This window comes from Vibrio sonorensis, from assembly GCF_001854765.1.
In the GTDB taxonomy this organism is placed as follows: domain Bacteria; phylum Pseudomonadota; class Gammaproteobacteria; order Enterobacterales; family Vibrionaceae; genus Vibrio; species Vibrio sonorensis.
The window spans coordinates 36,492-61,268 of sequence record NZ_LJJE01000103.1; the positions used below are offsets into that span (position 1 = coordinate 36,492).

Sequence of the window (24,777 nt, forward strand, 5' to 3'; positions counted from 1 at the left end):
CGAAGCGGGTCGAGCCTTACGACTCGTTTTTATTACTGCATGTAGTTTTCTGGCATTTCAATTCGGGCGACGCCAGAATCCACGGCCGCTTGTGCAACGGCTTTTGCAACGCGCGGCAACAAGCGTGGGTCCATAGGTTTCGGGATAATGTAATCTGAACCATACTCCAGCTTATCTACGCCCGCAGCAGAGAGAACTTCTGCAGGGACAGATTCTTTCGCTAGCTGGCGAATTGCGTCGACAGCGGCAAGCTTCATTTCATCGTTGATTTCACTGGCACGAACATCAAGCGCCCCGCGGAAAATAAATGGGAAACAAAGCACATTGTTGACTTGGTTAGGGTAGTCACTTCGGCCCGTACCCATTATCAAGTCGTCACGAACTTGGTGTGCAAGCTCTGGTTTGATCTCAGGATCAGGGTTGGAACAAGCAAAAACAATCGGCTTATCCGCCATCAGCTTTAATGCTTCCGCAGGAAGTAAGTTAGGGCCAGAGACGCCAAGGAATAGGTCAGCACCTTCAATCACATCTTCTAGGGTGCGTTTATCCGTATTGTTGGCAAACAACTTTTTGTACTCGTTTAAGTCATCGCGGCGAGTATGAATCACGCCTTTGCGGTCAAGCATGTAAATGCGTTCACGCATCGCACCACATTTGATCAACAGCTCCATACAAGCAACCGCAGCAGCGCCAGCACCTAAACAGACAATCGTCGCTTCAGACAAGCACTTGCCTTGCAGTTCAATTGCATTAAGCATACCCGCAGCAGTAACGATGGCTGTCCCGTGCTGATCGTCGTGGAACACTGGCACATCACATCGCTCAATTAAGCGCTGTTCAATTTCAAAACAATCAGGTGCTTTGATATCTTCAAGGTTAATACCGCCAAAGGTGTCGGCGATGTTAGCCACCGTATCAACAAACTCATCAATGGTGCGGTGTTTTACTTCAATATCAATAGAATCAAGGCCAGCAAAACGTTTAAAAAGAAGTGCTTTACCTTCCATTACAGGCTTAGAAGCCAGAGGGCCAAGATTACCTAAGCCTAAAATAGCAGTACCGTTTGAGATCACGGCAACCATGTTACCTTTAGCCGTGTACTTATAAGCGTTATCTGGATCTTGAGCAATTTCGCGAACAGGTTCAGCGACACCTGGGCTATACGCTAAGGCGAGGTGCTCGGCGGTTTCTGCCGGTTTGCTTAGTTCTACTGAAATTTTTCCTGCAGTGGGTAAAGCGTGGTAATCAAGAGCGCGTTGGCGAAACTCTTCTTCTGGGGAGTTGGGTTGCTGGTTGTCGTCTGACATATGGCTGATTCTCGTTATAGTCTTGATTGGAATAGGGTCTTTAATTCTAAATGAAGAATGTCAAGCTGCATAGGTGGGAATGCGACTCAGCTCAGTGAAATACAGGTCATTAGTGACTGATAAGACCAGAGAAAGAGAATAGAAAGGTGGAAAAAGAGATTGGGAAGATCAAAAAAGGGCGCTTGTGCGCCCTTTTACTATCCGTGCAAAAATTACTTCTTGCTAGATAGAGCACCGAAACGCTTGTTGAAGCGATCAACACGACCACCAGTATCAACGATACGTTGCTTACCAGTGTAGAATGGGTGACATTTGTCACATACGTCTAGGTGGATAGATTCTTTAGTCAAAGTAGACAGAAACTCGAAAGAGTTGCCGCAAGAACAAGTAGCATTTACTGCTTTGTATTCTGGGTGGATACCAGCTTTCATGGGGAAAACCTCTAATCAGGCCGCGTCGCTATCCGAATCTTAGCCGGACACCACACGTAGTTAAATAAATAGTATAGTCAGGATACCGCTAGCTGATTAAAAATCTACCAAGCCATATCTCTGAGGCGCGATATAGTAAAGAATACCGAGCCCCTGATCAACCTATTTTCGAATAATACTGCTACTTTTTTCAGCACTGTTTTCTCACTTAAAACCAACGAGTAGCTAAGTTCGCGATACGATATGAGTAGCCTGTATTTAGTCGCGGGGATACAGTAGACTGTTTTTAGTTTCTGATATTGCGATGATTTGCGCTGTATGCGACCCAAGATAGCCCGTGTGGCGCTTCCCGTGCCACTGGATAAACAGTTTGACTATTTGATTCCCAATCACCTTTTTCCCGTTGTGGGGGGCGAGTCAGCGTGCCCTTCGGGCGACAAACGCTGGTGGGTATTGTTGTGCAGTTCGCTGAGTCATCAGAGTTTAGCTCCGCCCAACTCAAGGCTATTAAAGGCGTTATAGATCTCACACCACTGTGGCCACAAAGTGTTTATGAGCTACTGACGTGGTGTAGCAAATTTTACCTTTACCCCTTGGGGGAGACCTTTGCCAATGCCATGCCGACAGCGCTGCGCAAAGGCAAGCCAGCCGAATTTCAATCTACGTTAGAGTGGCAATTGACCCCGTTGGGACGTGATCAGTTGATGCAAGGTTTTGGTAGAGCAGTAAAACAGGCTCAGGTGATGAAAATTTTAGAGGGGGGGCGGCATCGCATCAGGTGATGTTAGATGCGGAGGTAAGCCGCACCGTCCTTAACACTCTCGAAGATAAAGGCTGGATAGCATCCCAAGAACACAAGAAAGCCGTTAAGGCTTGGCCAAAAGAAGTTGAAACCGACGACCACAAGCCGAAACTCAACGAGGAGCAAGCAGTCGCGATCGCTACAGTAAACAGCGCGCAAGGTTTTGGCTGTTATCTACTTGAAGGTGTCACTGGCTCAGGAAAAACAGAGGTCTACTTAAATTTAATCAAACCCGTATTAGAACAAGGTAAACAAGCGCTTGTTCTGGTACCAGAAATTGGCCTAACACCGCAAACCATCAATCGCTTTAAAAAGCGCTTTCAAGTTCCCATTGAGGTGATCCACTCAGGATTGAATGAGACGGAGAGGCTGAATGCTTGGCTCAGCGCTCGCGACAAAGAAGCGGGCATTGTGATAGGCACGCGTTCTGCACTGCTGACCCCTTTTAAAAACCTCGGCATTATCATTGTCGATGAAGAACACGATGCGTCATACAAGCAGCAAGATAGTCTCCGCTATCACGCCAGAGATGTGGCGGTAATGAGAGCGAGTAAGGCGAATATACCAGTAGTGTTGGGATCGGCTACCCCTGCATTAGAGACATTGCAAAATGCCTTGAGTGGGAAATACCACCACTTGACGCTGACCGAAAGAGCGGGACAGGCATCGCCAACAAAGAATAGAGCTTTAGATGTAAAAGGGCTTTATTTAGAAGCGGGCTTATCCGCTCCACTTATCGCCGAAATGCGTCGCCATTTGAAGGCGGGTAATCAAGTGATGCTGTTTCTCAACCGAAGAGGTTTTTCACCAGCGTTGATGTGTCACGAATGCGGTTGGATAGCCGAATGTCAACGCTGCGATGCATACTACACCTACCATCACCACAGCAACGAGATGCGCTGCCATCATTGTGGCTCGCAAAAGCCAGTGGTGCACCAATGTGAAGGGTGTGGTTCGACGCAACTCGTCACGGTAGGTGTGGGCACCGAGCAGTTGGAAGAACAGTTAAATCAACTATTCCCTGAGTTTAAGGCCATTCGAATTGATCGTGATAGCACCCGACGAAAAGGCACACTAGAAGAGTCTCTCAAAGCCATCCGGCGCGGAGAGTACCAGATCTTGATCGGTACGCAGATGCTAGCAAAGGGACATCACTTTCCCGATGTTACCTTAGTGGGGTTACTGGATGTTGATGGCTCGTTGTACAGCAGCGACTTTAGAGCGTCGGAGCGCTTGGCGCAGCTTTTTATCCAAGTCGCGGGTCGTGCTGGACGAGCAAGTAAACAAGGAGAGGTGTTATTACAAACCCACCATCCTGACCACAGCTTATTACAATCGCTGTTGACCAAAGGTTATGGAGAGTTCGCTCGTACCGCATTGCTAGAACGCAAAATGGCTTTTCTACCGCCTTTTAGCTTTTTGACGCTGTTTAGAGCCGAAGCCAACCATAGTGATTTGGTCGAAGAGTTTCTCAGACAAGTTCGACATACCCTAGAGTCCCATCCACTGTTTGATGATGCGTGCATGGTTTTAGGACCGACACCTGCTCCTTTGGCTAAGCGCGCGGGTAAACATCGATGGCAGTTGCTACTGCAAGCTCAGAGTCGACCTCTGATGCAGAAGCTATTGCACAGCGCAAAACCGGCCATTGAAATGTTGCCAACAGCCAAAAAAGTACGCTGGTCACTAGATATAGACCCACAAGACCTCAGCTAGGGTACAAAGAATATCCGGCTGTAAACTTTGGCATACTCAGCTTTTGCTACGTAATTTCATTAAATTGTGATTAAAATCGCACTTGCGCTACAAATTTTGTTAATCTGCCCGTAACATTATGTTTCGAAATGAATAAACTAAGAACTCAGTTGATTATCGGTCTGAGTTTTATTTTTGGGTAATCGTTTGCGCTGGCGAGGCCAGCGATAATAGAGTGGGCTTAACCCACCGCAGCTATTCAACAAGGTTAAGGTGGCAAATGGCTACCAAGGAAATGAAGAGGGTTTAATCTTTATGGCGACAATGAAGGATGTTGCCCAGCTTGCAGGGGTATCGACGGCGACGGTTTCACGGGCGTTAATGAACCCAGAGAAAGTGTCTTCGGCGACAAGGAAAAGAGTTGAAGATGCGGTACTAGAAGCTGGCTATTCTCCAAATTCACTAGCACGTAATTTGCGCAGGAATGAATCAAAAACCATCATTGCAATCGTACCGGATATCTGTGATCCGTACTTTACTGAGATTATCAGAGGTATTGAAGATGCGGCGATGGAACACGGTTACATTGTTTTGCTTGGCGACAGTGGTCAGCAAAAGAAACGCGAAAGCTCGTTTGTGAATTTGGTCTTTACAAAACAAGCAGATGGTATGTTGTTGTTAGGCACAGATCTTCCGTTTGATGTGAGTAAACCAGAACAAAAGAACTTACCGCCAATGGTAATGGCGTGTGAGTTCGCACCAGAACTTGAGTTGCCAACGGTTCATATCGATAACCTCACTTCAGCATTTGAAGCGGTGAACTATCTAACTCAACTTGGTCACAAACGCGTTGCACAGATTGCGGGCCCAGAGACTGCAGTGCTGTGCCAGTTCCGTCATCAAGGCTACCAACAGGCTCTGCGCCGTGCTGGTATCAGTCAAACACCAGAATACAGTGTGTCAGGAAACTTCACTTTTGAAGCCGGTGCCAAAGCACTGCAGGCATTGTTAGCTCTGCCAGAACCGCCAACCGCAGTGTTCTGCCACAACGATGTTATGGCGATTGGTGCTATTCAAGAAGCGAAACGCCGCGGTCTTCGCGTACCACAAGATTTGCCGATTGTTGGTTTCGATGATATTCAATTTGCTCAGTACTGCGATCCACCGTTGACGACAATTTCACAACCTAGATATGAGATAGGCCGCCAAGCAATGTTGATGATGCTTGAGTTACTTCGCGGACACGAGGTAAGAGCGGGTTCACGTCTACTAGAAACCAATTTGGTTGTTCGAGAGAGCGCAGCGCCACCGAGAGTGAACTAAAATGGTGGAAGCGATGTAAATTGTTGCATCGCTTCCAACTCTGTACTGTCATCCAATGTAAATCTGCATTACCATGAAATCCATTTTGTTTAGAACTGATGTACTGAAGTGGCAAATAAAGATTATGTAAGGCGGGGCCGTGGCACAAATAAAACGGCTAAAAAACCTGCTCGTAAAAGAAAACCGTGGCGAAGCGGCCTGATAGCTATTCTTCTTGTAGGAGCATTTGGCTATGGTTTGTATACCTTGAGCATGGATCCAGAGCCGCCGACACCTGTCGTTCAGCCAAAGCCCAAACCGAAATCTAAGCCAAAAGCCGATTTGCCAAAGCCTCCGGATGAGCCTTGGGAATACGTCGAATCTCTACCAAACAAAGAAATTAAGGTAAAGGCGAAAGAACTCGAAGTTTCCGAAGTTCCATACATAATGCAATGTGGAGCCTATAAAACCCAAGAGCAGGCGGAAGCGAGAAAATTAGATATCGCGTTCCAAGGTATCAATAGTAAAATCCGCAAAAAAGAGGGTAGTAGTTGGTATCGTGTGGTACTAGGTCCATACAAGTTTAAGCGCGATGCTGAACGCGACCGTCACAAACTGCAAAGAGCCAAAATTGAGCCTTGTGCGATTTGGAAGTCTTCCCAGTAAAATATAACGATAAGCCCCGTAATACGGGGCTTATTCCTTTCTAGACGTTACCTCGCTCACAGTGGAAACCTTGAAAATCATTTTTTAGACCCATATATCAAAACTAACTCCACAGAGAATAAAATTGAGAGGCCCTACCTGTGACTACTATCGTATCTGTACGTCGTAACAATAAAGTGATTATTGCCGGTGACGGACAAGTATCTTTGGGTAACACCGTTATGAAGGGAAATGCTCGCAAAGTACGCCGTCTGTATAACAATAAAGTATTGGCGGGATTTGCTGGTGGTACAGCGGATGCATTTACTCTTTTTGAACGCTTTGAAAGCAAGCTTCAAATGCATCAAGGTCACTTGACGAAAGCGGCGGTAGAGCTAGCTAAAGATTGGCGTAGTGATCGCGCTTTGCGCAAGTTAGAGGCTCTGCTTGCGGTTGCCGATGAAACGGCTTCTCTGATCATCACTGGTAACGGCGACGTTGTACAACCAGAAAACGATCTTATTGCCATTGGTTCAGGTGGTAATTTTGCTCAAGCAGCCGCGACAGCGCTATTGGAAAATACCGATTTAGATGCCCGAGAAATCGCTGAAAAATCTCTAAAAATCGCTGGCGACATCTGTGTGTTTACCAACCATCACCATACTGTCGAAGAGTTAGAGTATTCAGAAGAATCTGAAAAATAAAACTCTGGTAGTGGCAAAGAATTATAAGGTATTGAAATATGTCTGAGATGACCCCTCGCGAAATTGTACATGAATTAAATCGTCATATTATCGGTCAAGATAAAGCGAAACGCTCGGTTGCTATTGCCCTTCGCAACCGCTGGCGTCGTATGCAGCTCGAAGAGAGCTTGCGCGTTGAAGTAACGCCAAAAAACATTCTTATGATAGGACCAACTGGTGTTGGTAAAACCGAAATTGCTCGTCGTTTAGCAAAGTTGGCGAATGCGCCTTTTATCAAGGTTGAAGCTACGAAATTTACCGAAGTAGGTTACGTGGGTAAGGAAGTTGAAACCATCATTCGAGATCTAACAGATGTCGCAGTGAAAATGACACACCAACAGGCGATGGACAAGGTTAAGTTCAGAGCTGAAGAGCAGGCAGAAGAACGCGTGCTCGATGCATTGCTCCCACCTGCGCGTGACGCGTGGGGCCAAAGTGAGCAAAACGAAGAGCAGTCTAATACTCGTCAGATCTTCCGCAAGAAGCTACGCGAAGGCAAGCTAGACGACAAAGAGATCGAAATTGATGTAGCCGCGCCACAAATGGGCGTTGAGATCATGGCACCTCCAGGTATGGAAGAGATGACCAATCAGCTACAGGGTATGTTTGCCAACTTGGCAGGGGATACCAAGAAAAAGCGCAAGATGAAAATCAAAGATGCCTTTAAAGCGTTAACGGAAGAAGAAGCGGCGAAGCTGGTCAATCAAGAAGAGCTAAAAGAGCAAGCGATCTACAACGTAGAGAACAACGGTATCGTGTTTATCGATGAGATAGATAAAATCTGTAAGCGCGGAGAAAGCTCAGGTCCTGATGTCTCCCGTGAAGGTGTTCAGCGAGATCTATTGCCATTAATTGAAGGCAGTACAGTATCGACTAAGCACGGAATGGTAAAAACAGACCATATTTTATTTGTGGCGTCAGGTGCGTTCCAGGTGGCAAAACCATCTGATTTGATCCCAGAGCTTCAAGGTCGCTTGCCGATTCGCGTTGAGTTAGAAGCCTATCGAGTGATGACTTTAAGCGTATCTTGACAGAGCCTAAAGCGTCTCTGACCGAACAGTACACAGCACTGCTCAAAACAGAAGAAGTGGATGTTGAGTTTACAGAAGATGGCATTGAGCAAATTGCTAATGCCGCATGGACGGTCAATGAAACCACTGAGAATATCGGTGCTCGTCGTCTGCACACCGTAATGGAAAGACTTATGGACGAGATTTCATTTGACGCGACAGATAAATCAGGTTCAAAACTCACCATCGATGCAGAGTACGTTAATCAGCGATTAGGCGAGTTTGTAGAAGATGAAGATCTCAGCCGTTTTATTCTGTAATTCTTAACCCAACAAAAAGCCGACTTGAAGTCGGCTTTTTCGTTTTTATATTCCTGCGCGGACTGCGCTTAGATTCAGCCGAGTAATTACAACCAAATCATTAGCGTGAAGACGACCGCCAGAGCAGAAATTAAACCGGCAAACGCATAGCAGCCAATTTTTCCTAACACCCCGGCATGGATTTTTAAATCGTGCATCCCGTGATGTAGGCGGTGCATAGCGTGCCACATTGGCAGGGCTAAAGTGCCAATGATAAATAGCGCTCCGATTATGCTAGAAGCAAATGCAGTGACGCGCTCATAGCTTAAGGCTTCGGCGTCAATAATGCCGAGCGGTACTAAAATGCCAAGAACCAAAACGGTTACAGGGGTGATCATGGCAAACCAAGTGCCACCTGCACCAAATAGGCTCCACCACACAGGTTCATCAGAGCGTTTTGGATTTTTATCAATGCTGTAGTTTGTATTCACAACGCTATCCTCCTACACAATGATGAGTACAATCAGTGAAATAACCGCCACGGCTGCCCACTGGGTTAACACAATCAGCTTTTTGTCGACGAGTTTGCCCTTTAATCGGATCGGCATAACTTGCGGCATCATGCTAAAGAAAGTCTGAGCGTGAAACAGACTTCCCGCCAGTGCAACAATATTGATCGCCACTACAATAGGATTAGCCATAAAGTCTAGCCATCCTTGCCAAGCTTCAGGCCCTTTCACTAGTGCCCCCAACCCAACTGTCAGAAACAGAGTGAACAAAATAAGAGGTAATACCGTTGCTTCGCGAAGCATATAGAAACGGTAGAAAGGGTGATCTTTCCACCAAGTACGAGTCACTGGTCTTACATAAGGTTTACGGTTGCTCATCTTATGCCTCCTGTTCTACTGGTTTGCCATCGGGCTTAAGCATAGCGATAACAAAGTCCATAGACGACACGACTTTGCCTTGGTTTACTGCGCCAGCAGGGTCAACATTTTTCGGACACACCTCAGAACAGTAACCGACAAAGGTACAACCCCATGCGCCGTTTTCACCGTTGATAAGCTTCATGCGCTCTGCGGCACCGTTATCCCTTGAATCCAAGTTATAGCGATGGGCAAGGGTGAGTGCTGCTGGGCCGATAAACTCAGGGTTTAGGCCAAATTGAGGGCAAGCGGCATAGCACAGGCCGCAGTTGATACAGCCAGCGAACTGTTTGTATTTCGCCATCTGCTCCGGAGTTTGTAGGTTTGTACCATCTTCAGGTTTTCTGTCATTGCCAATGATGTAAGGCTTGATCGCTTCCAACCTTTCGATAAATGGCGTCATATCCACAATCAAGTCTTTCTCAATAGGGAAGTTAGCCAGTGGCTCGATTTTTACGCCATCTTGATAGTCGCGTAAGAAGCATTTACACGCCAGCTTAGGTACGCCATTTACCATGATGCCACAGGAGCCACAAATCGCCATTCGACAAGACCAGCGATAAGACAGGTCTTTATCTAAGTTGTCTTTGATATAACCGATAGCATCAAGGACAGACATGGTTTCATCGTATGGGACTTCGAAAGTCTGCGTATAAGGTTCTGCGTCTTTTTCAGGGTCGTAACGCAGAATGTCGACTCTTTGAATGCGGTTTGCTGACATTATGCTTGCTCCTCTTGGTTAGACTCACTTTGCTTGGCTTGCGCTTTCTCAGCTGCCGCTTTTTCTTCAGCCGCTGCTTTTTCCGCAGCTTCCCCGTATAGACGAGCTTTAGGTTGCGACTTAGTGATAGTCACATCGCTGTAGTCAACACGAGGAGATTGGTCTTCTTGATAGAAGGCCAGTGAGTGTTTAAGGAAGTTGGCATCATCACGCTCCGTACAGCCATCATCTAAACGCTGATGGGCACCGCGAGATTCAGTGCGAAGGACGGCAGAATGCACCATAGCCTCTGCGACTTCTAAACCGTAGCCCACTTCAATGGCATATAGCAGATCGGTGTTAAACACCTTGCCCTTATCCTTGATACTGATTTTTTTGTAGCGCGCTTTGAGCTCAGTGAGCTTCTTGATGGTCTCTTCCATCAGGTCTTGCTGACGATAGATACCACAACCCGCTTCCATGGTGTGACCCATTTCAGTGCGAATATCAGCCCAATTTTCATCGCCTTCTTGTGCCATTAACGCCGCGATTCGATCTTCTACCGCTTTGACCTGTACTGAGATGGCGTCATCATTCCAACCTTTAAACTCACTGACGCGCTGAACGGCGTTCTCACCGGCAACGCGGCCAAAGACGACAAATTCAGCAAGAGAGTTAGAACCCAAACGGTTAGCGCCATGTAAACCTACAGATGCGCACTCACCGACGGCAAAGAGCCCTTTGATTCGAGTCTCACAATCTTTGTCGGTCTCAATACCACCCATGGTGTAATGGACCGTTGGACGAATGGGGATCGGCTCCTTAGCTGGGTCTACGTTAACGTAGGCTTTAGAGAGTTCACAGATAAACGGCAGACGCTCTTGTAAGTACTCCTCACCCAGATGACGGAGGTCGAGGTGAACCACATCACCAAGAGGGTGTTTAATGGTGTTGCCTTTTTGCTGTTCATGCCAGAACGCTTGAGAAACCTTATCGCGGGGACCGAGCTCCATATATTTGTTTTTGGGTTCGCCAACTGGAGTTTCAGGGCCCATGCCGTAGTCTTGCAGATAGCGGTAGCCATTTTTATTGACGATGATACCGCCTTCACCACGACACCCTTCAGTCATTAAAATACCCGTGCCCGGTAAACCCGTAGGTGGTACTGAACAAATTCCATATCGCGAAGTGGTATACCGTGACGATAAGCCATAGCCATACCATCACCAGTCACAATACCGCCATTGGTATTACAGTGATAAACGCGTCCAGCGCCACCAGTGGCAAGGACAACCGATTTCGCTTTGATAGTAACAAGCTCGCCTTCTGACATGTGAATAGCAATAAGGCCTTGAACCTCACCGTCTACAACCAGCAGGTCGACGACAAAATACTCATCAAAACGTTTGATTTGCTCATATTTCATCGAGGTTTGGAACAGAGTATGAAGCATGTGGAAGCCAGTTTTATCGGCAGCAAACCAAGTGCGTTCGACCTTCATGCCGCCAAAACGGCGAACGTTCACTTCTCCGTTTTCTTTTCGACTCCATGGGCAACCCCATTGCTCCATTTGAATCATTTCACGGGTAGCATTTGCGACAAAATACTCGACAACGTCCTGTTCACATAGCCAATCGCCACCGCCGACAGTGTCGTTAAAGTGGTTATCTAGCTGTCTTCATCCTTGATAACTGCTGCTGAGCCACCTTCTGCTGCGACCGTATGAGAACGCATCGGATAAACTTTGGAAATTAGAGCAACTTCCAGTTCAGGGTTTGCTTCAGCCGCTGCAATAGCAGTTCGAAGACCAGCGCCGCCAGCGCCGATGACTGCGATATCTGTGGTGATAGTTTTCACAGTTATCCTCCAGTGTGTTGTTATTTGCGGAGAGCTCCGCTTGTTGTAATGATTGGGGAAAACCCCAAAAGTAGTAGGGTTAGTTTAGAAGAGGGAAATTAGAGAGATATTGATGTGTTTAGGTTTTTTACTCGATAATGCATCAAAAGGCATAAATTTTATGCTTATTGTGATTTTAATCACGGCAGAGGATAGAATCCCTGCGCGGCCGTATTGAGGGTCTTGTTAATTGCTTGTTGTAAACAATTTTCGTTATCAATAAAAGCCACTATTAGCCAATGTTTACTGTATTGAAGCTCGCTAGTAGTGAGCTACAAGGTGGCGTGCTAGAACCCGTAATGTTGCATTTTCAGCGCTAACTGATATTTTCAGCCGACAGTAAAAGAAACGGGATTTAAATTATGACCGCCCAGTGGTTTCCAAGCGCAAGTATTGAACGGCTTAAGCAACGAGCTCACATCCTCGCCAAGGTTCGTCAGTTTTTTGCAAGCAAAGGGGTGTTAGAGGTGGATACTCCCGCCATGAGTCATGCCACCGTGACCGATATACACTTGCACACTTTCAATACCGAGTTTGTTGGTCCAGGGTATGCCAATGGGCAGAGACTCTACTTTATGACAAGCCCAGAGTTTCATATGAAGCGTCTGTTGGCAGCAGGCAGTGGTTGTATCTATCAAATCAATAAAGCCTTTCGCAATGAAGAGAGTGGTCGGTATCACAACCCTGAGTTTACGATGTTAGAGTGGTACCGAGTCGGTTTTGATCACCACAAGCTGATGGATGAAATGGATGAACTGCTGCAACAAATACTGGATTGCCAATCGGCAAAGAGAATGACGTATCAGCAAGCGTTTATTGACGTCTTGTCTGTTTGTCCGCTCGACGCCTCAATGGAAGCATTGAAAAAAGTCGCAGGCGAGTTAGGTTTGCAAGACATCGCTGAAAAAGAGCAAGACCGCGACACACTACTACAACTGCTGTTTAGCATCGGTGTGGAACCAAAAATTGGCAATGACGCCCCCGCATTTGTATACGATTTTCCCGCTTCGCAAGCGGCATTAGCCAAAATTAACGCTGACGACCCAAGAGTTGCCGATCGCTTTGAAGTCTATTTTAAAGGGATAGAGCTCGCGAATGGTTTCCACGAGTTAGATGACGCTAAAGAACAGCTAAAACGCTTTGAACAAGACAATGCAATGCGCAGTAAAATGGGCCTTAAGCCACAACCTATAGATATGAACTTAATTGAGGCGTTAGACGCTGGGCTACCATCGTGTGCCGGCGTTGCACTTGGCATTGATCGGCTGATCATGTTGGCGTTAGGTTGTGACCATATCGATCAAGTCACGGCATTCGCTTTTCCGAGAGCGTAATACGGCTTCCAAGTGGGATAAACCTTTCTAGAGGTTGGTCATTTTCCCGATTGGAAAAGCATCTAACCAATTAAATCGCTAAAAATACCGTGCGGTTTCACTCTGAAACACCTGAGGTCGCACTTCTTACTTTTCATAACTCGCTTCTGCCCACCATCCTCGCTATACTCCATGTCTGAATTTTATCCCCGAGATTGCAAGAGCACAGGATATGCAAGAGTACATCGACTTTATTCAACAAAATATGATCCTATCTTTGGTGTGGATCGGTCTGTTTGTCGCTTTGATTATGAACGTTGTTAAGTCTGCGACGTCGGCATACAAAGAAATCACAGCTAACCAAGTTACCCAGCTTATGAACCATGAAAATGGTGTTGTGGTTGATATTCGTTCTAAAGATGAGTACCGCAAGGGTCACATTACGGATGCAGTTCACATTTTGCCTTCAGAAATCAAAGCAGGTAACTTCGGCAGCCTTGAAAACCGCAAAGCAGACCCAATCATTGTGGTATGCAAGACCGGTCAGACGGCACAAGAAAGCGCCAACTTGTTGGCTAAAGCAGGATTTGAAAAAGTCCACATGCTGAAAAATGGTCTGGTTGCATGGAGTGAAGCAAACATGCCGCTTGTACGTGGCAAAAAGTAATCGCTATCACCCAATGACGACAAGCGCTGAACACTTTGTCAGCGCTTAACGGAGAGAGATGTGAACGGCCGCACGATTTTTTCGTAGGATTTAGTCACAGACGCTTCTCTCAGTTAGTCTCAACGCAGACTAGAAATTTTTGAAGGAATTAAGGATTCAACAATGGCTGAAGCAGCACCACAAGACGCGCAACAAAACTTTGCGATTCAACGTATTTTTCTAAAAGACGTTTCTTTTGAAGCGCCAAACTCACCAACTATGTTCCAAAAAGAGTGGAACCCAGATGTTAAGCTGGATCTAGACACTCAAAGCCGTGAACTAGGCGAAGGTGTTTACGAAGTGGTTCTACGCCTAACCGTAACCGTGAAAAACGAAGAAGAAACGGCTTTCCTATGTGAAGTTCAGCAAGGCGGTATTTTCACTGCTGAGAAAATGGAAGCAGGTCAGCTTGCACATTGCCTAGGTGCATTCTGTCCAAACATCCTATTCCCATACGCACGTGAAACGATTTCTAGCCTAGTCGTTAAGGGTACTTTCCCTCAACTAAACCTAGCGCCAGTAAACTTCGATGCACTATTTATGAACTACCTACAGCAACAAGCTGAGCAGGAAGGTCAACCTGAAGCGTAAGCCAACGCTTTATTATAAGGTTTAGTCCATTTATAAAATGCACAAAGCATCTTTTGATGAGTTGTGCATTTTTTGTTTAAATGCACCTGAGACAAAGTAAGCTAGATTAAAAGTAACCTCTGAGAAGAGTGCTGGTGTTTACCCAAATCATACCAACAAGTTAACAGGCATCGAGATGACAGATATACGTAACAATGATGTATACGGCAAAGAAATTTCAATGACGGTGATAGGCGCCGGTTCATATGGCACATCATTGGCAATTTCACTGGCCCGCAATGGCGCTAATGTAGTGATTTGGGGGCATGAAGCGGATCATATGGCCCGACTAGAAAAAGATCGAGCCAACCATGAGTTCCTGCCTGGGATTGATTTTCCACCTTCACTCATCGTAGAAGATGACCTCTCTAAGGCCGTGTCCGCCAGTCGTGATTTGTTGGTTGTGGTACCTAGCCATGTATTTGGCATTGTTTTGTCGAGCTTGAAACCACACTTGCGCGACGACAGTCGAATTTGTTGGGCGACTAAAGGGCTTGAACCAGAAACCGGCCGACTATTAAAAGAAGTGGCTCACGAAACACTAGGGGAACAATATCCGCTAGCGGTACTCTCTGGCCCTACCTTTGCAAAAGAGTTGGCGGCTGGGCTGCCTACCGCGATTTCAGTGGCCTCTCCGGATGATCAGTTTGTAGAAGAACTACAAGAAAAAATCCACTGTAGTAAAACGTTCCGCGTTTATGCCAATAGCGACTTTACCGGAATGCAATTAGGCGGAGCAGTGAAGAACGTGATCGCAATTGGCGCAGGCATGTCTGACGGTATTGGTTTTGGTGCCAACGCTCGTACCGCTTTGATTACGCGTGGTTTGGCTGAAATGACCCGATTGGGTATCGCTATTGGGGCAGAGCCTGAAACTTTTATGGGTATGGCTGGCCTAGGTGATCTCGTCCTGACCTGCACCGACAATCAGTCTCGAAACCGTCGATTTGGCTTGGCTTTAGGTGAAGGCAAAGACGTCGATACGGCCCAAACTGAGATAGGCCAAGTAGTAGAAGGCTATCGAAACACCAAAGAAGTATGGTTATTGTCTCAAAGGCACGGTGTTGAGATGCCAATAGTTGAACAAATCTATCAAGTATTGTATCAAGGAAAAGATGCAAGACTGGCAGCGCAAGATCTGCTGGCACGCGATAAAAAAGCAGAAGGGAAGTAACACCAAGCCGAGCTTGGAGCTGTCGTAAAGGATTAACTGATGAAACATTGTGAAAAACAGAAGGTGTGGCAAGCCATAGTGAAAGAAGCGCGGGAAGCGACGGAACAAGAGCCTATGCTTGCGAGTTTTTACCACGCCACCATAATTAAACACGACAGCTTGGCCGCGGCACTGAGCTACATTTTAGCCAATAAGCTGAACACGGCTTCTATGCCAGCAATGGCGGTTCGAGAAGTGGTAGAAGAAGCGTTTGATGCGGATCCCAGTATCACTTCCGCGGCGGCTTGTGATATTTGTGCAACCGTCAACCGAGATCCTGCTGTAGCGATGTACTCTATGCCACTATTGTACTTAAAGGGATACCACGCCCTGCAAGGTTATCGAGTGGCGAACTGGCTTTGGAAGCAAGGTAGGAGAGCGCTAGCAACTTATCTACAGAATCAGATTTCTGTCGCTTGTCAGGTTGATATTCATCCTGCGGCCAAGGTGGGTCATGGCATCATGCTCGACCATGCAACAGGTATCGTTATTGGTGAAACCGCCATTGTAGAAAATGACGTATCGATTTTGCAGGATGTAACCCTAGGGGGGACAGGTAAAGAGTGTGGTGACCGACACCCTAAAATTCGCGAAGGCGTGATGATTGGCGCTGGAGCCAAGATTTTAGGCAATATCGAGGTTGGAGAAGGTGCGAAGATTGGTTCGTGTTCTGTCGTGTTGCAGGCGGTACCCGCTCACACCACAGTAGCAGGTGTACCGGCTAAAATTGTCGGACGCCCTAAGACTGATAAACCATCCCTAGAAATGGACCAGCAGTTTAACGGCCGCTCACAAAGTTTTATAGGCGGAGATGGTATTTAACCAACTCCGCACACTGCAGAGAACATCAAAAAAGCGGTCTGAAAGACCGCTTTTTGTTTATCCCAGCGCTTCTAGCTCCGCTAGTACTTCATCCGCCCAAACAATCCACGCTTGTCTAGTCAGTAGATTGCGACGCAGAGTTAGACGCTCCAAACGTTGCTGCTTATCAAGGGTCGCCGTGTTGGCGTAGTAAGCGTTTTCAATGTCTTGGTAGTGTGCGACTAGCTTGCGCGACTCTTCTACTAACTCAGCGAGTTGATCGCGGTAGGCGTGAGATGCTTGAACACTGCAAGCCATTAGCTTTGCAGAAAACTCGTCGCGAACTGTTGGGTGCGCAGTCGGTTGCTCAAACCACTCACCTAGTGCAGAACGCCCTGCATCAGTGATGGAGTAAACCTTGCGATCTGGTTTACCTTCTTGAGGCTCTAGAACGCAAGTTACGTATCCGCCTTGGGCCAGTTTGTTTAGCTCACGGTAAACTTGTTGGTGGCTTGCTTTCCAGAAGTAACCGATAGTCGAGGAGAACTCTTTCGTAATATCGTACCCGGTTGCATCTCGTGTACTTAGAACGGTTAGGATAACGTGTGGTAATGACATGTCTTCAATCCAAATGGTCAATAAACTACAAACGTATACTTAACTCTCTGTGGTGCTTTGTGCACTCTGCTTAGTGGAGTTAAGCCGTGCCAACTAAACTGCGTTGGCCATGTCACCTTAAAAGCCGTTTATCACCTAGGTAGGTTGGGTTGTTAACCCTTTGCGATTATTTTGGTTTTATTGTTTATCGCAAAAGAGCAGTAGTATATCTAAATAATAAGCATAAAGTGGAATAGATGGACAAAATTACCCTAAAAACTGACAAAAATCTCAATAGGAATGTTCTTGAGATGAATATTCCTTGTTGATGGTTCTAATTATACCTAATAAAGAAGAATGTGTTGAATATTTTGTGTTGCCCTATGTAAAAACGTGTTTAAAAGGTAAACAAAAAGGCCGATGGAATCCATCGGCCTTTGTTTAAGTGGTACTTGCGTTAACCGGTATTTCGCATACCAGCCGCAATACCGGCGATAGTGACCATTAGCGCTTCTTCGAGTTCAGCATCACTCTCTTCTAACTGACGAGTTCGGTATAGCAGCTCCGCTTGAAGCATGTTCAATGGTTCGACATAGATATTGCGCAAGCGAATTGATTCGAGGCCCCAAGGGTCGCTTTGCATCAAGTTTTCATTGTTTTCAACATTCAATACAGCCTTGATGTCTTTTTGCAACTGATCTCTCAAACGGTCTCCTAGCTTAACCAGTTCAGGCTGAGCTAAGCGTTCGTCGTAGTAACGAGAAATCTCGATATTACACTTAGAGTAAACCATCTCCAACATACCCAAACGCGTAGAGAAGAATGGCCATTCGCGGCACATCTCTTCCAACAGAGCTTGATGCCCTTTATCGATCGAGTATTGGATCGCTTCACCAGCACCGAGCCAAGCTGGAAGAACAAGGCGGTTTTGGCTCCAAGAGAAGATCCAAGGAATCGCACGCAGACTTTCCACACCGCCATTTGGGTTGCGCTTCGCTGGACGAGAGCCCAACGGTAGTTTGCCTAGTTCAAGTTCAGGTGTTGCCTGACGGAAATAAGGAACAAAGTCCGCTTCGCCGCGAACAACACTACGGTAGGATTCACAACTCACTTCTGACAGTACATCCATCAGATCGCGCCACTCTTGTTTCGGCTCTGGTGGCGGCAGTAGGTTCGCTTCTAAGATCGCACTAGCGTATAGGTTAAAGCTGTTAACCGCGACATCGGGTAGACCAAGTTTAAAGCGGATCATTTCACCTTGTTCGGTAACGCGAAGGCCGCCTTTTAAACTCTTAGGTGGCTGAGATAGCAGCGCAGCATGTGCAGGTGCACCACCGCGACCTATGGTACCACCACGGCCGTGGAACAGTGTCAGTTCGATGCCTTCTTCTTCGGCCACTTTCACTAGTGCGTCCATCGCATCGTACTGAGCCCAGCCTGCAGCCATTACACCCGCATCTTTCGCTGAGTCGGAATAGCCGATCATCACCATTTGGTGATTTTGGATAAAGCCGCGGTAAAGGTCGATATCCATCAACTGCTTGATAACCGACTCGGCATTGTTCAAGTCGTCAAGTGTTTCAAACAAAGGACACACGTCCATGCGGTAAGGGCAGCCCGCTTCTTGAAGCAGTAAGTGAACGGCGAGCACATCCGAAGCCGTTCGCGCCATAGAGATAACGTACGCACCGAAGGCTTCTTTAGACTGTGCCGCGATGATCTTACAGGTATCTAGGACTTCTTTAACCGGCTCCGATGGTTCCCAATCGAGCGGAAGTAGCGGACGTTTCGAGGCGAGTTCGTTGGTTAGGAATGCAACTTTGTCTTGTTCACTCCAGTGGTCGTAGTCGCCGATGCCAAGGTAACGAGTCAGCTCTGACAGTACATCTGAGTGGCGAGTACTTTCTTGACGGATATCCAAACGAACGAGATGTACACCAAAAGCGCGAACGCGGCGCAATGTATCAAGCAGAGAGCCGTCTGCGATAACGCCCATACCTGTCTCGTGAAGAGATTGGTAAATCGCGTACAGAGGTTCCCACAGTTGCTCTACGCGTTGCAATGGCGCTTTGATTGCCATCTTCTGGCCATTGATCTTGGCATCCAAGATGTCTCGGGTATCTCCGAGAAGCTTGCGCAAGCTTTTAAAACCGCGCGGTAAGGTTCGTGTTGATCATCTCCGGCTAAGGCGCGAACTTGGTCGTTGCACTTAGTCATAGAGAGTTCACTGATCAGCTCGTTGATGTCATTTAGATATAGGTCTGCGGCCTTCCAGCGGGATAGCAGCAGAACTTCGCGAGTAATCGTATGGGTGACAAATGGATTGCCGTCGCGGTCACCACCCATCCATGATGAGAAGTGAACTGGGCGCGCGTCAATCGGTAGACCTTCGCCAAGATAGCTGGTTAGTCGTTCGTCGAGTTCGCGAAGGAAGTCTGGTACCGCTTCCCACAAAGAGTTCTCTACTACGGCAAAGCCCCATTTGGCTTCGTCTAGTGGTGTTGGTCGCTGTTTGCGGATCACGTCTGAGTGCCAGCTCTGAGCAATCAACTGCTCTAGGCGTAGCTCAGTTTTGTGTCTCTCTTTTGGTGAAAGATCGGTCAGCTCAAGCTTTGACAGGCACTCATTGATTTTGACCAGTTTGTTGATCATGGTACGACGAGTAATCTCAGTCGGGTGCGCTGTTAACACAAGCTCGATGTTAAGATCTCGGATCGCTTCTGCCGTGTCGAGTTTACTGACGTCTTGCTGGCTAAGCTTAGAGAAAAGAGAGTTAATTGCGTCTGGCTCACATACGTGCTCTTCACAATGGCGAGAGATAGTGTGGTACTGCTCTGCCATGTTGGTCAGGTTAAGAAACTGATTAAACGCACGCGCAACAGGTGTTAGTTGCTCATTAGGCAGGTTTTTAATCTCTTCGATTAAGGCGTCCCTATCTGCTTGACTACCACCGCGCGCAGACTTGGAGAGTTTGCGGATGGTTTCCACTTTCTCCAAAATCACGTCACCATGTGCGTCCCTAATGGTGTTTCCGAGCAAATGTCCTAACATGCTCACGTTGCTACGTAGCGCAGAGTATTTTTCGTTCATTGATATCCTGCCTTGTAAAAAAATTACATCCAATGTTCTTTATTTAAGTAGACAATCTAGCGAAAAGTATTGCTGCGAGTCAAATTTAGCAAGATTAGATTGCAAAAATTATGCAATTGAATGTAACGAATGTTGGTTACACGAATTTGTGACAAATGCTGAAAGTTAATTACAGCAAGGGGTTTAGCAATGCACTTATCGGCAAAGATTAAAAAAAAGCGAATAAGTGCATTTTACTTGTTAAAAACAGTATTTGTAGATGGCTTTTGACAATACCTTGATGGTTGGGTCGATAAAATCAAACGCTAAGAACTCATCCGGTTGGTGCGCTTGATCAATCGATCCCGGCCCCAGTACTAAGGTTGGGCAAAGCTGTTGCAAGAAAGGCGCTTCGGTACAATAGTTAACGGTTTCAGTTGGCATTTCACATATGCCTTCCATGCCTTGTACAAAGTGATGTTGGTGATCACATTCATAACCGGGAATCGGCTCGTGAAGCGGCGTGATAGAGATTCTATCTGGCCATTTAGCTGAGACCTCTTTTAGCGCGTCGGTCAACATATTGTTTAAACCGTCTAAGCTAATACCCGGAAGTGGCCTGACATCGTAATGAAGCTCGCAGCAGCCACATATTCGGTTTGCACTGTCACCGCCGTGAATATGGCCCAAGTTTAGTGTAGGGCTGGGTATTGCAAAGCCAGGGTGATGATACTCTTTAATCAGCTTATCCCTTAGCTGCATCAGAGAATAAAGCACTTCGTGCATAATCTCGATAGCATTAACACCCAACGCAGGATCGGAAGAGTGTCCAGATTTACCCGTGACCCTCACTGCATTAGCGACGTGTCCTTTGTGTCCTCGAATAGGGACTAGGCTCGTGGGTTCACCAATAATACAGTAATCAGGTTGAATAGGAGCGCAATCGGTAAAGTGTCGCGCACCCAACATGGTGGTCTCTTCATCACAAGTGGCGAGAACATACAGCGGTTTTGTCTGCTTACTCCAATCGATGGATTTTACCGCTTCAATAATAAAGGCAAAGAAACCTTTCATATCAGCTGTACCCAAACCGTAGAAGCGATTATTGGCTTCCGTTAATGCGTGAGGGTCAAAGTTCCAACGACCTTCGTCAAACGGAACGGTATCACTGTGACCGGCGAGAAGCAGACCGCCTTCTCCTTGCCCTTTTTTGGCAATTAAGTTGTGTTTGCCCGGCTCTACTTCGGTCACTTCAACTTCAAAGCCGATATCTTTTAGCCAAGTCGCTAATTTTTCAATCACTTTGCTATTGCCTTCATCCCAGCTCGGATCGGTAGAGCTGATTGAAGAGGTGGAAATAAGGCCGCTATAGACCTCTTTAAAACTTGGTAATTGCATTTATATTCACTTTCCCTGTTGACATGAAAAGAGCAAAAAGGTAAAACACATATTAAATCATTTATTATGAATAAAAAGTCGATTAAGGCTTAATTTTTTAAATTTGTAGTCATTTTAAAGTGTAAGTTTTTACCTTCAACTGGGATGTTAAGAAATGCTAAAAACCACCATTATTGGAGCTACCGGATACACAGGCGCTGAGTTGGCCGTTATGGTCACCAAACATCCTGAGCTCAAGCTATCAGGTTTATATGTTTCCGCCAATAGCGTTGATGCTGGAAAAAGCATTTCAAGTCTATATCCAAAACTGGTCGGTCAAGTGGAGATGGAAATTAGCCCACTTGTCGATGTTGATGCTGTCGCCAAAGAGAGCGATGTTATCTTTTTGGCAACGGCTCATGAAGTTAGCCACGACCTCGCGCAAAGCTTTCTAGATAAAGGCTGTCAGGTCTTTGATTTGTCTGGCGCTTTTAGAGTGAAGCAAAACGGGTTTTACAAAAAGTACTACGGCTTTAAGCATAAATATGTAGGATTGTTGGATAATTCTGCATATGGTTTGGCGGAATGGAACCAAGAAGCGATCAAAGGTGCTCAGCTTGTTGCCGTACCAGGTTGCTACCCAACTGCTTCTCAACTGGCGATCAAACCACTGGTTGAATCGGGCCTTCTCGACACCAGCCAATGGCCAGTAATCAATGCGACCAGCGGCGTTTCCGGTGCAGGACGCAAAGCGACGCTGACCAATAGTTTCTGCGAAGTTAGCCTACAGGCCTATAACATTTTCGCTCATCGTCATCAGCCAGAGATTGCAAGCCACTTAGGTTGCGAAGTGATTTTTAATCCTCATTTGGGCAACTTTAAACGCGGTATTTTGGCTACGATTACCATGAAGCTGGCAGCGAATACAACCGAAGAGCAGATTGCTAAAGCGTTCCAAAATGCATATCAAAATACGCCAGCGGTTCGTTTGACAGGTGACGAGTTGCCACGCATCCAAAACGTTGAATTTACACCTTTCTGCGATATTGGCTGGAAGGTTCAGGGCGAGCACATTGTTGTTGTCTCAGCCATTGATAACTTATTAAAAGGCGCGTCGTCTCAGGCGATGCAATGTTTAAACATCCACTACGGTTTTTCCGAGTTAACGGCACTGCTGTAAGCAGTCAAAAGGGAAATTATGACGGATAACAAACAAAACCCATTAGTGATCAAATTAGGTGGTGCTGCTTTAGAAAGCGCAGAGACCCTTAGCCAAGTATTTGGTGCCATTGCTGCCTATCAGGATCAAGCGAAGCGACGAATTGTGATCGTCCATGGTGGAGGTTATCTAGTGGACGATCTAATGGGCAAACTCGCTTTAGAGACGGTAAAAAAAGACGGCTTGCGAGTGACGCCATATGACCAAATTCCGGTGATTGCCGGAGCCCTAGCAGGTACGGCCAATAAGCTCCTGCAAGGACAAGCAATCAAAGATGGTTTGAACGCCGTTGGACTGAGCCTCGCTGATGGCGGGCTTTGTAAAGTTGAAGAACTCAACCCAGAACTCGGCGCTGTAGGTAAAGCGACACCAGGTGATTCGCAAGTACTGCAAGCCATTTTAGAGCAAGGTGCACTGCCAATTATTAGCTCAATCGGTCTTACAGACCAAGGGCAATTGATGAACGTTAACGCAGACCAAGCTGCAGTAGCAGTGGCAGGTGCATTGGACGCTGAGCTGGTTCTTCTATCAGATGTAAGCGGAGTATTGGATGGCAAAGGCCACCTACTGAGCTCACTCGATAAGAACGAAGCAGAAAAATTAATCGAAGGTAAAGTCATCACTGACGGCATGATTGTTAAGGTACACGCCGCACTGGAAGCCGCTGATGATTTGGGTCGACCAATTGAAGTTGCCACATGGCGCTACCCTGAAAAGCTAGCAGAGCTTTTTGCGGGCAAGAGCATCGGCACCCAATTTTTACCTCAATAAAATAGAAAACAGTTTAACACCGAGGCTGACCGCCAAACTCAGATTCGGTTTATGGAGAAAGTAAAATGAGCAAAGTACAAGTAAACAAAGTGGTTGTCGCATACTCTGGCGGTCTGGATACGTCGGTTATCATCCCGTGGCTTAAAGAGAACTACGACTGTGAAGTTGTGGCATTTGTCGCCGATGTCGGTCAGGGCGAAGAAGAACTAGAGGGCATTGAAGAAAAAGCGAAAGCGTCTGGTGCCTCTGAGTGTTACGTGGTTGATCTGAAAGAAGAGATGGTCGCGGACTACATCTTCCCAACGCTAAAAACGGGTGCTTATTACGAAGGCAAGTACCTCCTAGGTACTTCTATGGCTCGCCCAATCATTGCTAAAGCACAAGTAGAAGTCGCGCGTAAAGTTGGCGCGGATGCTTTGTGCCACGGCTGTACAGGTAAAGGTAACGATCAGGTGCGTTTTGAAGGTGCGTTCGCTGCACTAGCACCGGATCTACATGTTATTGCTCCTTGGCGTGAATGGGATCTGGTCAGCCGTGAAGAGTGTCTTGATTACCTAGCAGAGCGCAATATCCCATGTTCAGCGTCGCTAACTAAAATCTACTCTCGCGATGCAAACGCATGGCACATCTCTACGGAAGGTGGTGTTTTAGAAGATACGTGGAACGCGCCAAATGAAGACTGCTGGGTATGGACGGTCGATCCAGAGCAGGCACCAAATGAAGCGGAGTACGTAACACTTAAAGTAGAAAAAGGTGAAATTGTTAGTGTTGATGGCGAGCAAATGACGCCTTATAACGCGCTTGTTTACCTAAATGAGAAGGGCTCTAAGCACGGTGTTGGCCGTATCGACATCGTAGAAAACCGCCTTGTAGGTATGAAGTCTCGTGGTTGCTACGAAACTCCGGGTGGCACTATTATGATGGAGGCACTTCGCGCGGTAGAGCAGCTTGTACTGGATAAAACTTCTTATGAGTTCCGTGAAGAACTGGGTGTAAAAGCGTCGCATCTTGTATACGATGGTCGTTGGTTCACACCACTGTGTAAATCCATCATGGCAGCTGCTGACGAACTGGCACAAGACGTCAACGGCGAAGTGGTTGTTAAGCTATACAAAGGCCAAGCAACCGTTACTCAAAAGCGTTCGCAAAACAGTCTTTACTCTGAAGAGTTCGCAACATTTGGCGAAGACGACGTTTATGATCACAGCCATGCTGGTGGCTTTATCCGTCTCTACTCGCTATCGAGCAGAATTAGAGCACTAAACGAAGCTAAGAAATAAAACCAAAAGTAAAAAGCAAAACTGAAGGATCGCTAGTGCGATCCT

Annotated in this window: 18 protein-coding genes and 4 pseudogenes; 13 read left to right on the forward strand and 9 right to left on the reverse strand. The window is 46.7% G+C overall.

Features of this window, described 5'->3' with window-relative positions; all coding sequences use genetic code 11:
* Positions 1–32: 32 nt before the first annotated feature.
* Positions 33–1,307 carry a malic enzyme-like NAD(P)-binding protein gene (locus BLO31_RS18995; protein WP_070970518.1) on the reverse strand — a complete coding sequence of 425 codons (1,275 nt, stop codon included), beginning with the start codon at positions 1,305–1,307 and terminating at the stop codon, positions 33–35.
* Positions 1,308–1,519: 212 nt separating this feature from the next.
* Positions 1,520–1,738 carry a 50S ribosomal protein L31 gene (rpmE, locus tag BLO31_RS19000; RefSeq protein ID WP_070970520.1) on the reverse strand — a complete coding sequence of 73 codons (219 nt, stop codon included), beginning with the start codon at positions 1,736–1,738 and terminating at the stop codon, positions 1,520–1,522.
* Between the two features lie 318 nt (positions 1,739–2,056).
* On the opposite strand from rpmE, the pseudogene priA reads away from it, so the two are divergent.
* The 5 genes and pseudogenes from priA to hslU all read left to right on the forward strand — a co-directional run bounded on the left by priA (position 2,057) and on the right by hslU (position 8,255).
* Positions 2,057–4,256 (forward strand): annotated as a pseudogene (gene priA / locus BLO31_RS19005) (primosomal protein N').
* A gap of 294 nt (positions 4,257–4,550) precedes the next feature.
* The gene (cytR, locus tag BLO31_RS19010) at positions 4,551–5,558 is read left to right on the forward strand and encodes a DNA-binding transcriptional regulator CytR (protein ID WP_070970646.1); all 1,008 of its coding nucleotides are present in this window, start codon (positions 4,551–4,553) and stop codon (positions 5,556–5,558) included.
* Between the two features lie 108 nt (positions 5,559–5,666).
* Positions 5,667–6,203: a cell division protein FtsN gene (gene ftsN, locus BLO31_RS19015; protein WP_070970523.1), complete on the forward strand. Its 537-nt coding sequence runs from the start codon at positions 5,667–5,669 to the stop codon at positions 6,201–6,203.
* 140 nt (positions 6,204–6,343) lie between these two features.
* The gene (gene hslV, locus BLO31_RS19020; RefSeq protein WP_070970526.1) at positions 6,344–6,886 is read left to right on the forward strand and encodes an ATP-dependent protease subunit HslV; all 543 of its coding nucleotides are present in this window, start codon (positions 6,344–6,346) and stop codon (positions 6,884–6,886) included.
* Positions 6,887–6,924: 38 nt separating this feature from the next.
* Positions 6,925–8,255: pseudogene (hslU, locus tag BLO31_RS19025) on the forward strand (HslU--HslV peptidase ATPase subunit).
* A gap of 86 nt (positions 8,256–8,341) precedes the next feature.
* On the opposite strand, the gene frdD reads toward hslU, so the two are convergent.
* The 4 genes and pseudogenes from frdD to frdA form a co-directional block, all read right to left on the reverse strand.
* A complete protein-coding gene (gene frdD / locus BLO31_RS19030) occupies positions 8,342–8,725 on the reverse strand; it encodes a fumarate reductase subunit FrdD (protein WP_070970530.1) in 384 nt (127 codons plus the stop codon).
* A 12-nt stretch (positions 8,726–8,737) separates the two neighbouring features.
* Positions 8,738–9,121 (reverse strand): fumarate reductase subunit FrdC, encoded by a 384-nt coding sequence (gene frdC / locus BLO31_RS19035; protein WP_070970533.1) that lies wholly within the window; start codon positions 9,119–9,121, stop codon positions 8,738–8,740.
* 1 nt (position 9,122) lies between these two features.
* Entirely contained in the window at positions 9,123–9,881 is a 759-nt protein-coding gene (locus BLO31_RS19040) for a succinate dehydrogenase/fumarate reductase iron-sulfur subunit (protein ID WP_070970537.1), read from the reverse strand.
* Positions 9,881–11,717, reverse strand: a pseudogene (frdA, locus tag BLO31_RS19045) (fumarate reductase (quinol) flavoprotein subunit). Before frdA ends, BLO31_RS19040 begins: the two are co-directional and overlap by 1 nt.
* A gap of 401 nt (positions 11,718–12,118) precedes the next feature.
* On the opposite strand from frdA, the gene epmA reads away from it, so the two are divergent.
* The 5 genes from epmA to cysE all read left to right on the forward strand — a co-directional run bounded on the left by epmA (position 12,119) and on the right by cysE (position 16,440).
* Positions 12,119–13,090, forward strand: a complete 972-nt coding sequence (epmA, locus tag BLO31_RS19050) for an elongation factor P--(R)-beta-lysine ligase (protein WP_070970541.1) — start codon at positions 12,119–12,121, stop codon at positions 13,088–13,090.
* A 211-nt stretch (positions 13,091–13,301) separates the two neighbouring features.
* Complete coding sequence (locus BLO31_RS19055) at positions 13,302–13,736, forward strand: rhodanese-like domain-containing protein (RefSeq protein ID WP_070970544.1); 435 nt, start codon at positions 13,302–13,304, stop codon at positions 13,734–13,736.
* Between the two features lie 162 nt (positions 13,737–13,898).
* Entirely contained in the window at positions 13,899–14,366 is a 468-nt protein-coding gene (secB, locus tag BLO31_RS19060) for a protein-export chaperone SecB (protein ID WP_070970546.1), read from the forward strand.
* Between the two features lie 175 nt (positions 14,367–14,541).
* Positions 14,542–15,579 (forward strand): NAD(P)H-dependent glycerol-3-phosphate dehydrogenase, encoded by a 1,038-nt coding sequence (gpsA, locus tag BLO31_RS19065; protein ID WP_070970549.1) that lies wholly within the window; start codon positions 14,542–14,544, stop codon positions 15,577–15,579.
* 39 nt (positions 15,580–15,618) lie between these two features.
* Positions 15,619–16,440, forward strand: a complete 822-nt coding sequence (gene cysE / locus BLO31_RS19070; protein ID WP_070970552.1) for a serine O-acetyltransferase — start codon at positions 15,619–15,621, stop codon at positions 16,438–16,440.
* A gap of 57 nt (positions 16,441–16,497) precedes the next feature.
* Here the strand turns inward: cysE and BLO31_RS19075 are convergent, their stop codons facing one another.
* From BLO31_RS19075 to argE, 3 genes and pseudogenes are all read right to left on the reverse strand, one after another.
* Complete coding sequence (locus BLO31_RS19075) at positions 16,498–17,037, reverse strand: PadR family transcriptional regulator (RefSeq protein ID WP_070970555.1); 540 nt, start codon at positions 17,035–17,037, stop codon at positions 16,498–16,500.
* A gap of 436 nt (positions 17,038–17,473) precedes the next feature.
* Positions 17,474–20,106: pseudogene (ppc, locus tag BLO31_RS19080) on the reverse strand (phosphoenolpyruvate carboxylase).
* A 240-nt stretch (positions 20,107–20,346) separates the two neighbouring features.
* Positions 20,347–21,483 carry an acetylornithine deacetylase gene (gene argE / locus BLO31_RS19085; RefSeq protein ID WP_070970558.1) on the reverse strand — a complete coding sequence of 379 codons (1,137 nt, stop codon included), beginning with the start codon at positions 21,481–21,483 and terminating at the stop codon, positions 20,347–20,349.
* A 154-nt stretch (positions 21,484–21,637) separates the two neighbouring features.
* Between argE and argC the strand changes: the two genes are divergently transcribed.
* The 3 genes from argC to BLO31_RS19100 all read left to right on the forward strand — a co-directional run bounded on the left by argC (position 21,638) and on the right by BLO31_RS19100 (position 24,732).
* Positions 21,638–22,642: an N-acetyl-gamma-glutamyl-phosphate reductase gene (gene argC, locus BLO31_RS19090; RefSeq protein ID WP_070970560.1), complete on the forward strand. Its 1,005-nt coding sequence runs from the start codon at positions 21,638–21,640 to the stop codon at positions 22,640–22,642.
* Between the two features lie 18 nt (positions 22,643–22,660).
* Positions 22,661–23,452 carry an acetylglutamate kinase gene (gene argB, locus BLO31_RS19095; RefSeq protein ID WP_070970563.1) on the forward strand — a complete coding sequence of 264 codons (792 nt, stop codon included), beginning with the start codon at positions 22,661–22,663 and terminating at the stop codon, positions 23,450–23,452.
* A 65-nt stretch (positions 23,453–23,517) separates the two neighbouring features.
* The gene (locus BLO31_RS19100; RefSeq protein WP_070970565.1) at positions 23,518–24,732 is read left to right on the forward strand and encodes an argininosuccinate synthase; all 1,215 of its coding nucleotides are present in this window, start codon (positions 23,518–23,520) and stop codon (positions 24,730–24,732) included.
* Positions 24,733–24,777: the final 45 nt, after the last annotated feature.

Coding starts and splice junctions, on each gene's coding strand:
- cysE (WP_070970552.1), top strand. CDS start 15,619: ATGAAACATTGTGAAAAACAGAAGGTGTGGCAAGCCATAGTGAAAGAA.
- rpmE (WP_070970520.1), bottom strand. CDS start 1,738: ATGAAAGCTGGTATCCACCCAGAATACAAAGCAGTAAATGCTACTTGT.
- BLO31_RS19055 (WP_070970544.1), top strand. CDS start 13,302: ATGCAAGAGTACATCGACTTTATTCAACAAAATATGATCCTATCTTTG.
- cytR (WP_070970646.1), top strand. CDS start 4,551: ATGGCGACAATGAAGGATGTTGCCCAGCTTGCAGGGGTATCGACGGCG.
- epmA (WP_070970541.1), top strand. CDS start 12,119: ATGACCGCCCAGTGGTTTCCAAGCGCAAGTATTGAACGGCTTAAGCAA.
- argE (WP_070970558.1), bottom strand. CDS start 21,483: ATGCAATTACCAAGTTTTAAAGAGGTCTATAGCGGCCTTATTTCCACC.
- BLO31_RS19100 (WP_070970565.1), top strand. CDS start 23,518: ATGAGCAAAGTACAAGTAAACAAAGTGGTTGTCGCATACTCTGGCGGT.
- secB (WP_070970546.1), top strand. CDS start 13,899: ATGGCTGAAGCAGCACCACAAGACGCGCAACAAAACTTTGCGATTCAA.
- BLO31_RS19040 (WP_070970537.1), bottom strand. CDS start 9,881: ATGTCAGCAAACCGCATTCAAAGAGTCGACATTCTGCGTTACGACCCT.
- gpsA (WP_070970549.1), top strand. CDS start 14,542: ATGACAGATATACGTAACAATGATGTATACGGCAAAGAAATTTCAATG.
- argC (WP_070970560.1), top strand. CDS start 21,638: ATGCTAAAAACCACCATTATTGGAGCTACCGGATACACAGGCGCTGAG.
- frdC (WP_070970533.1), bottom strand. CDS start 9,121: ATGAGCAACCGTAAACCTTATGTAAGACCAGTGACTCGTACTTGGTGG.
- BLO31_RS18995 (WP_070970518.1), bottom strand. CDS start 1,307: ATGTCAGACGACAACCAGCAACCCAACTCCCCAGAAGAAGAGTTTCGC.
- argB (WP_070970563.1), top strand. CDS start 22,661: ATGACGGATAACAAACAAAACCCATTAGTGATCAAATTAGGTGGTGCT.
- BLO31_RS19075 (WP_070970555.1), bottom strand. CDS start 17,037: ATGTCATTACCACACGTTATCCTAACCGTTCTAAGTACACGAGATGCA.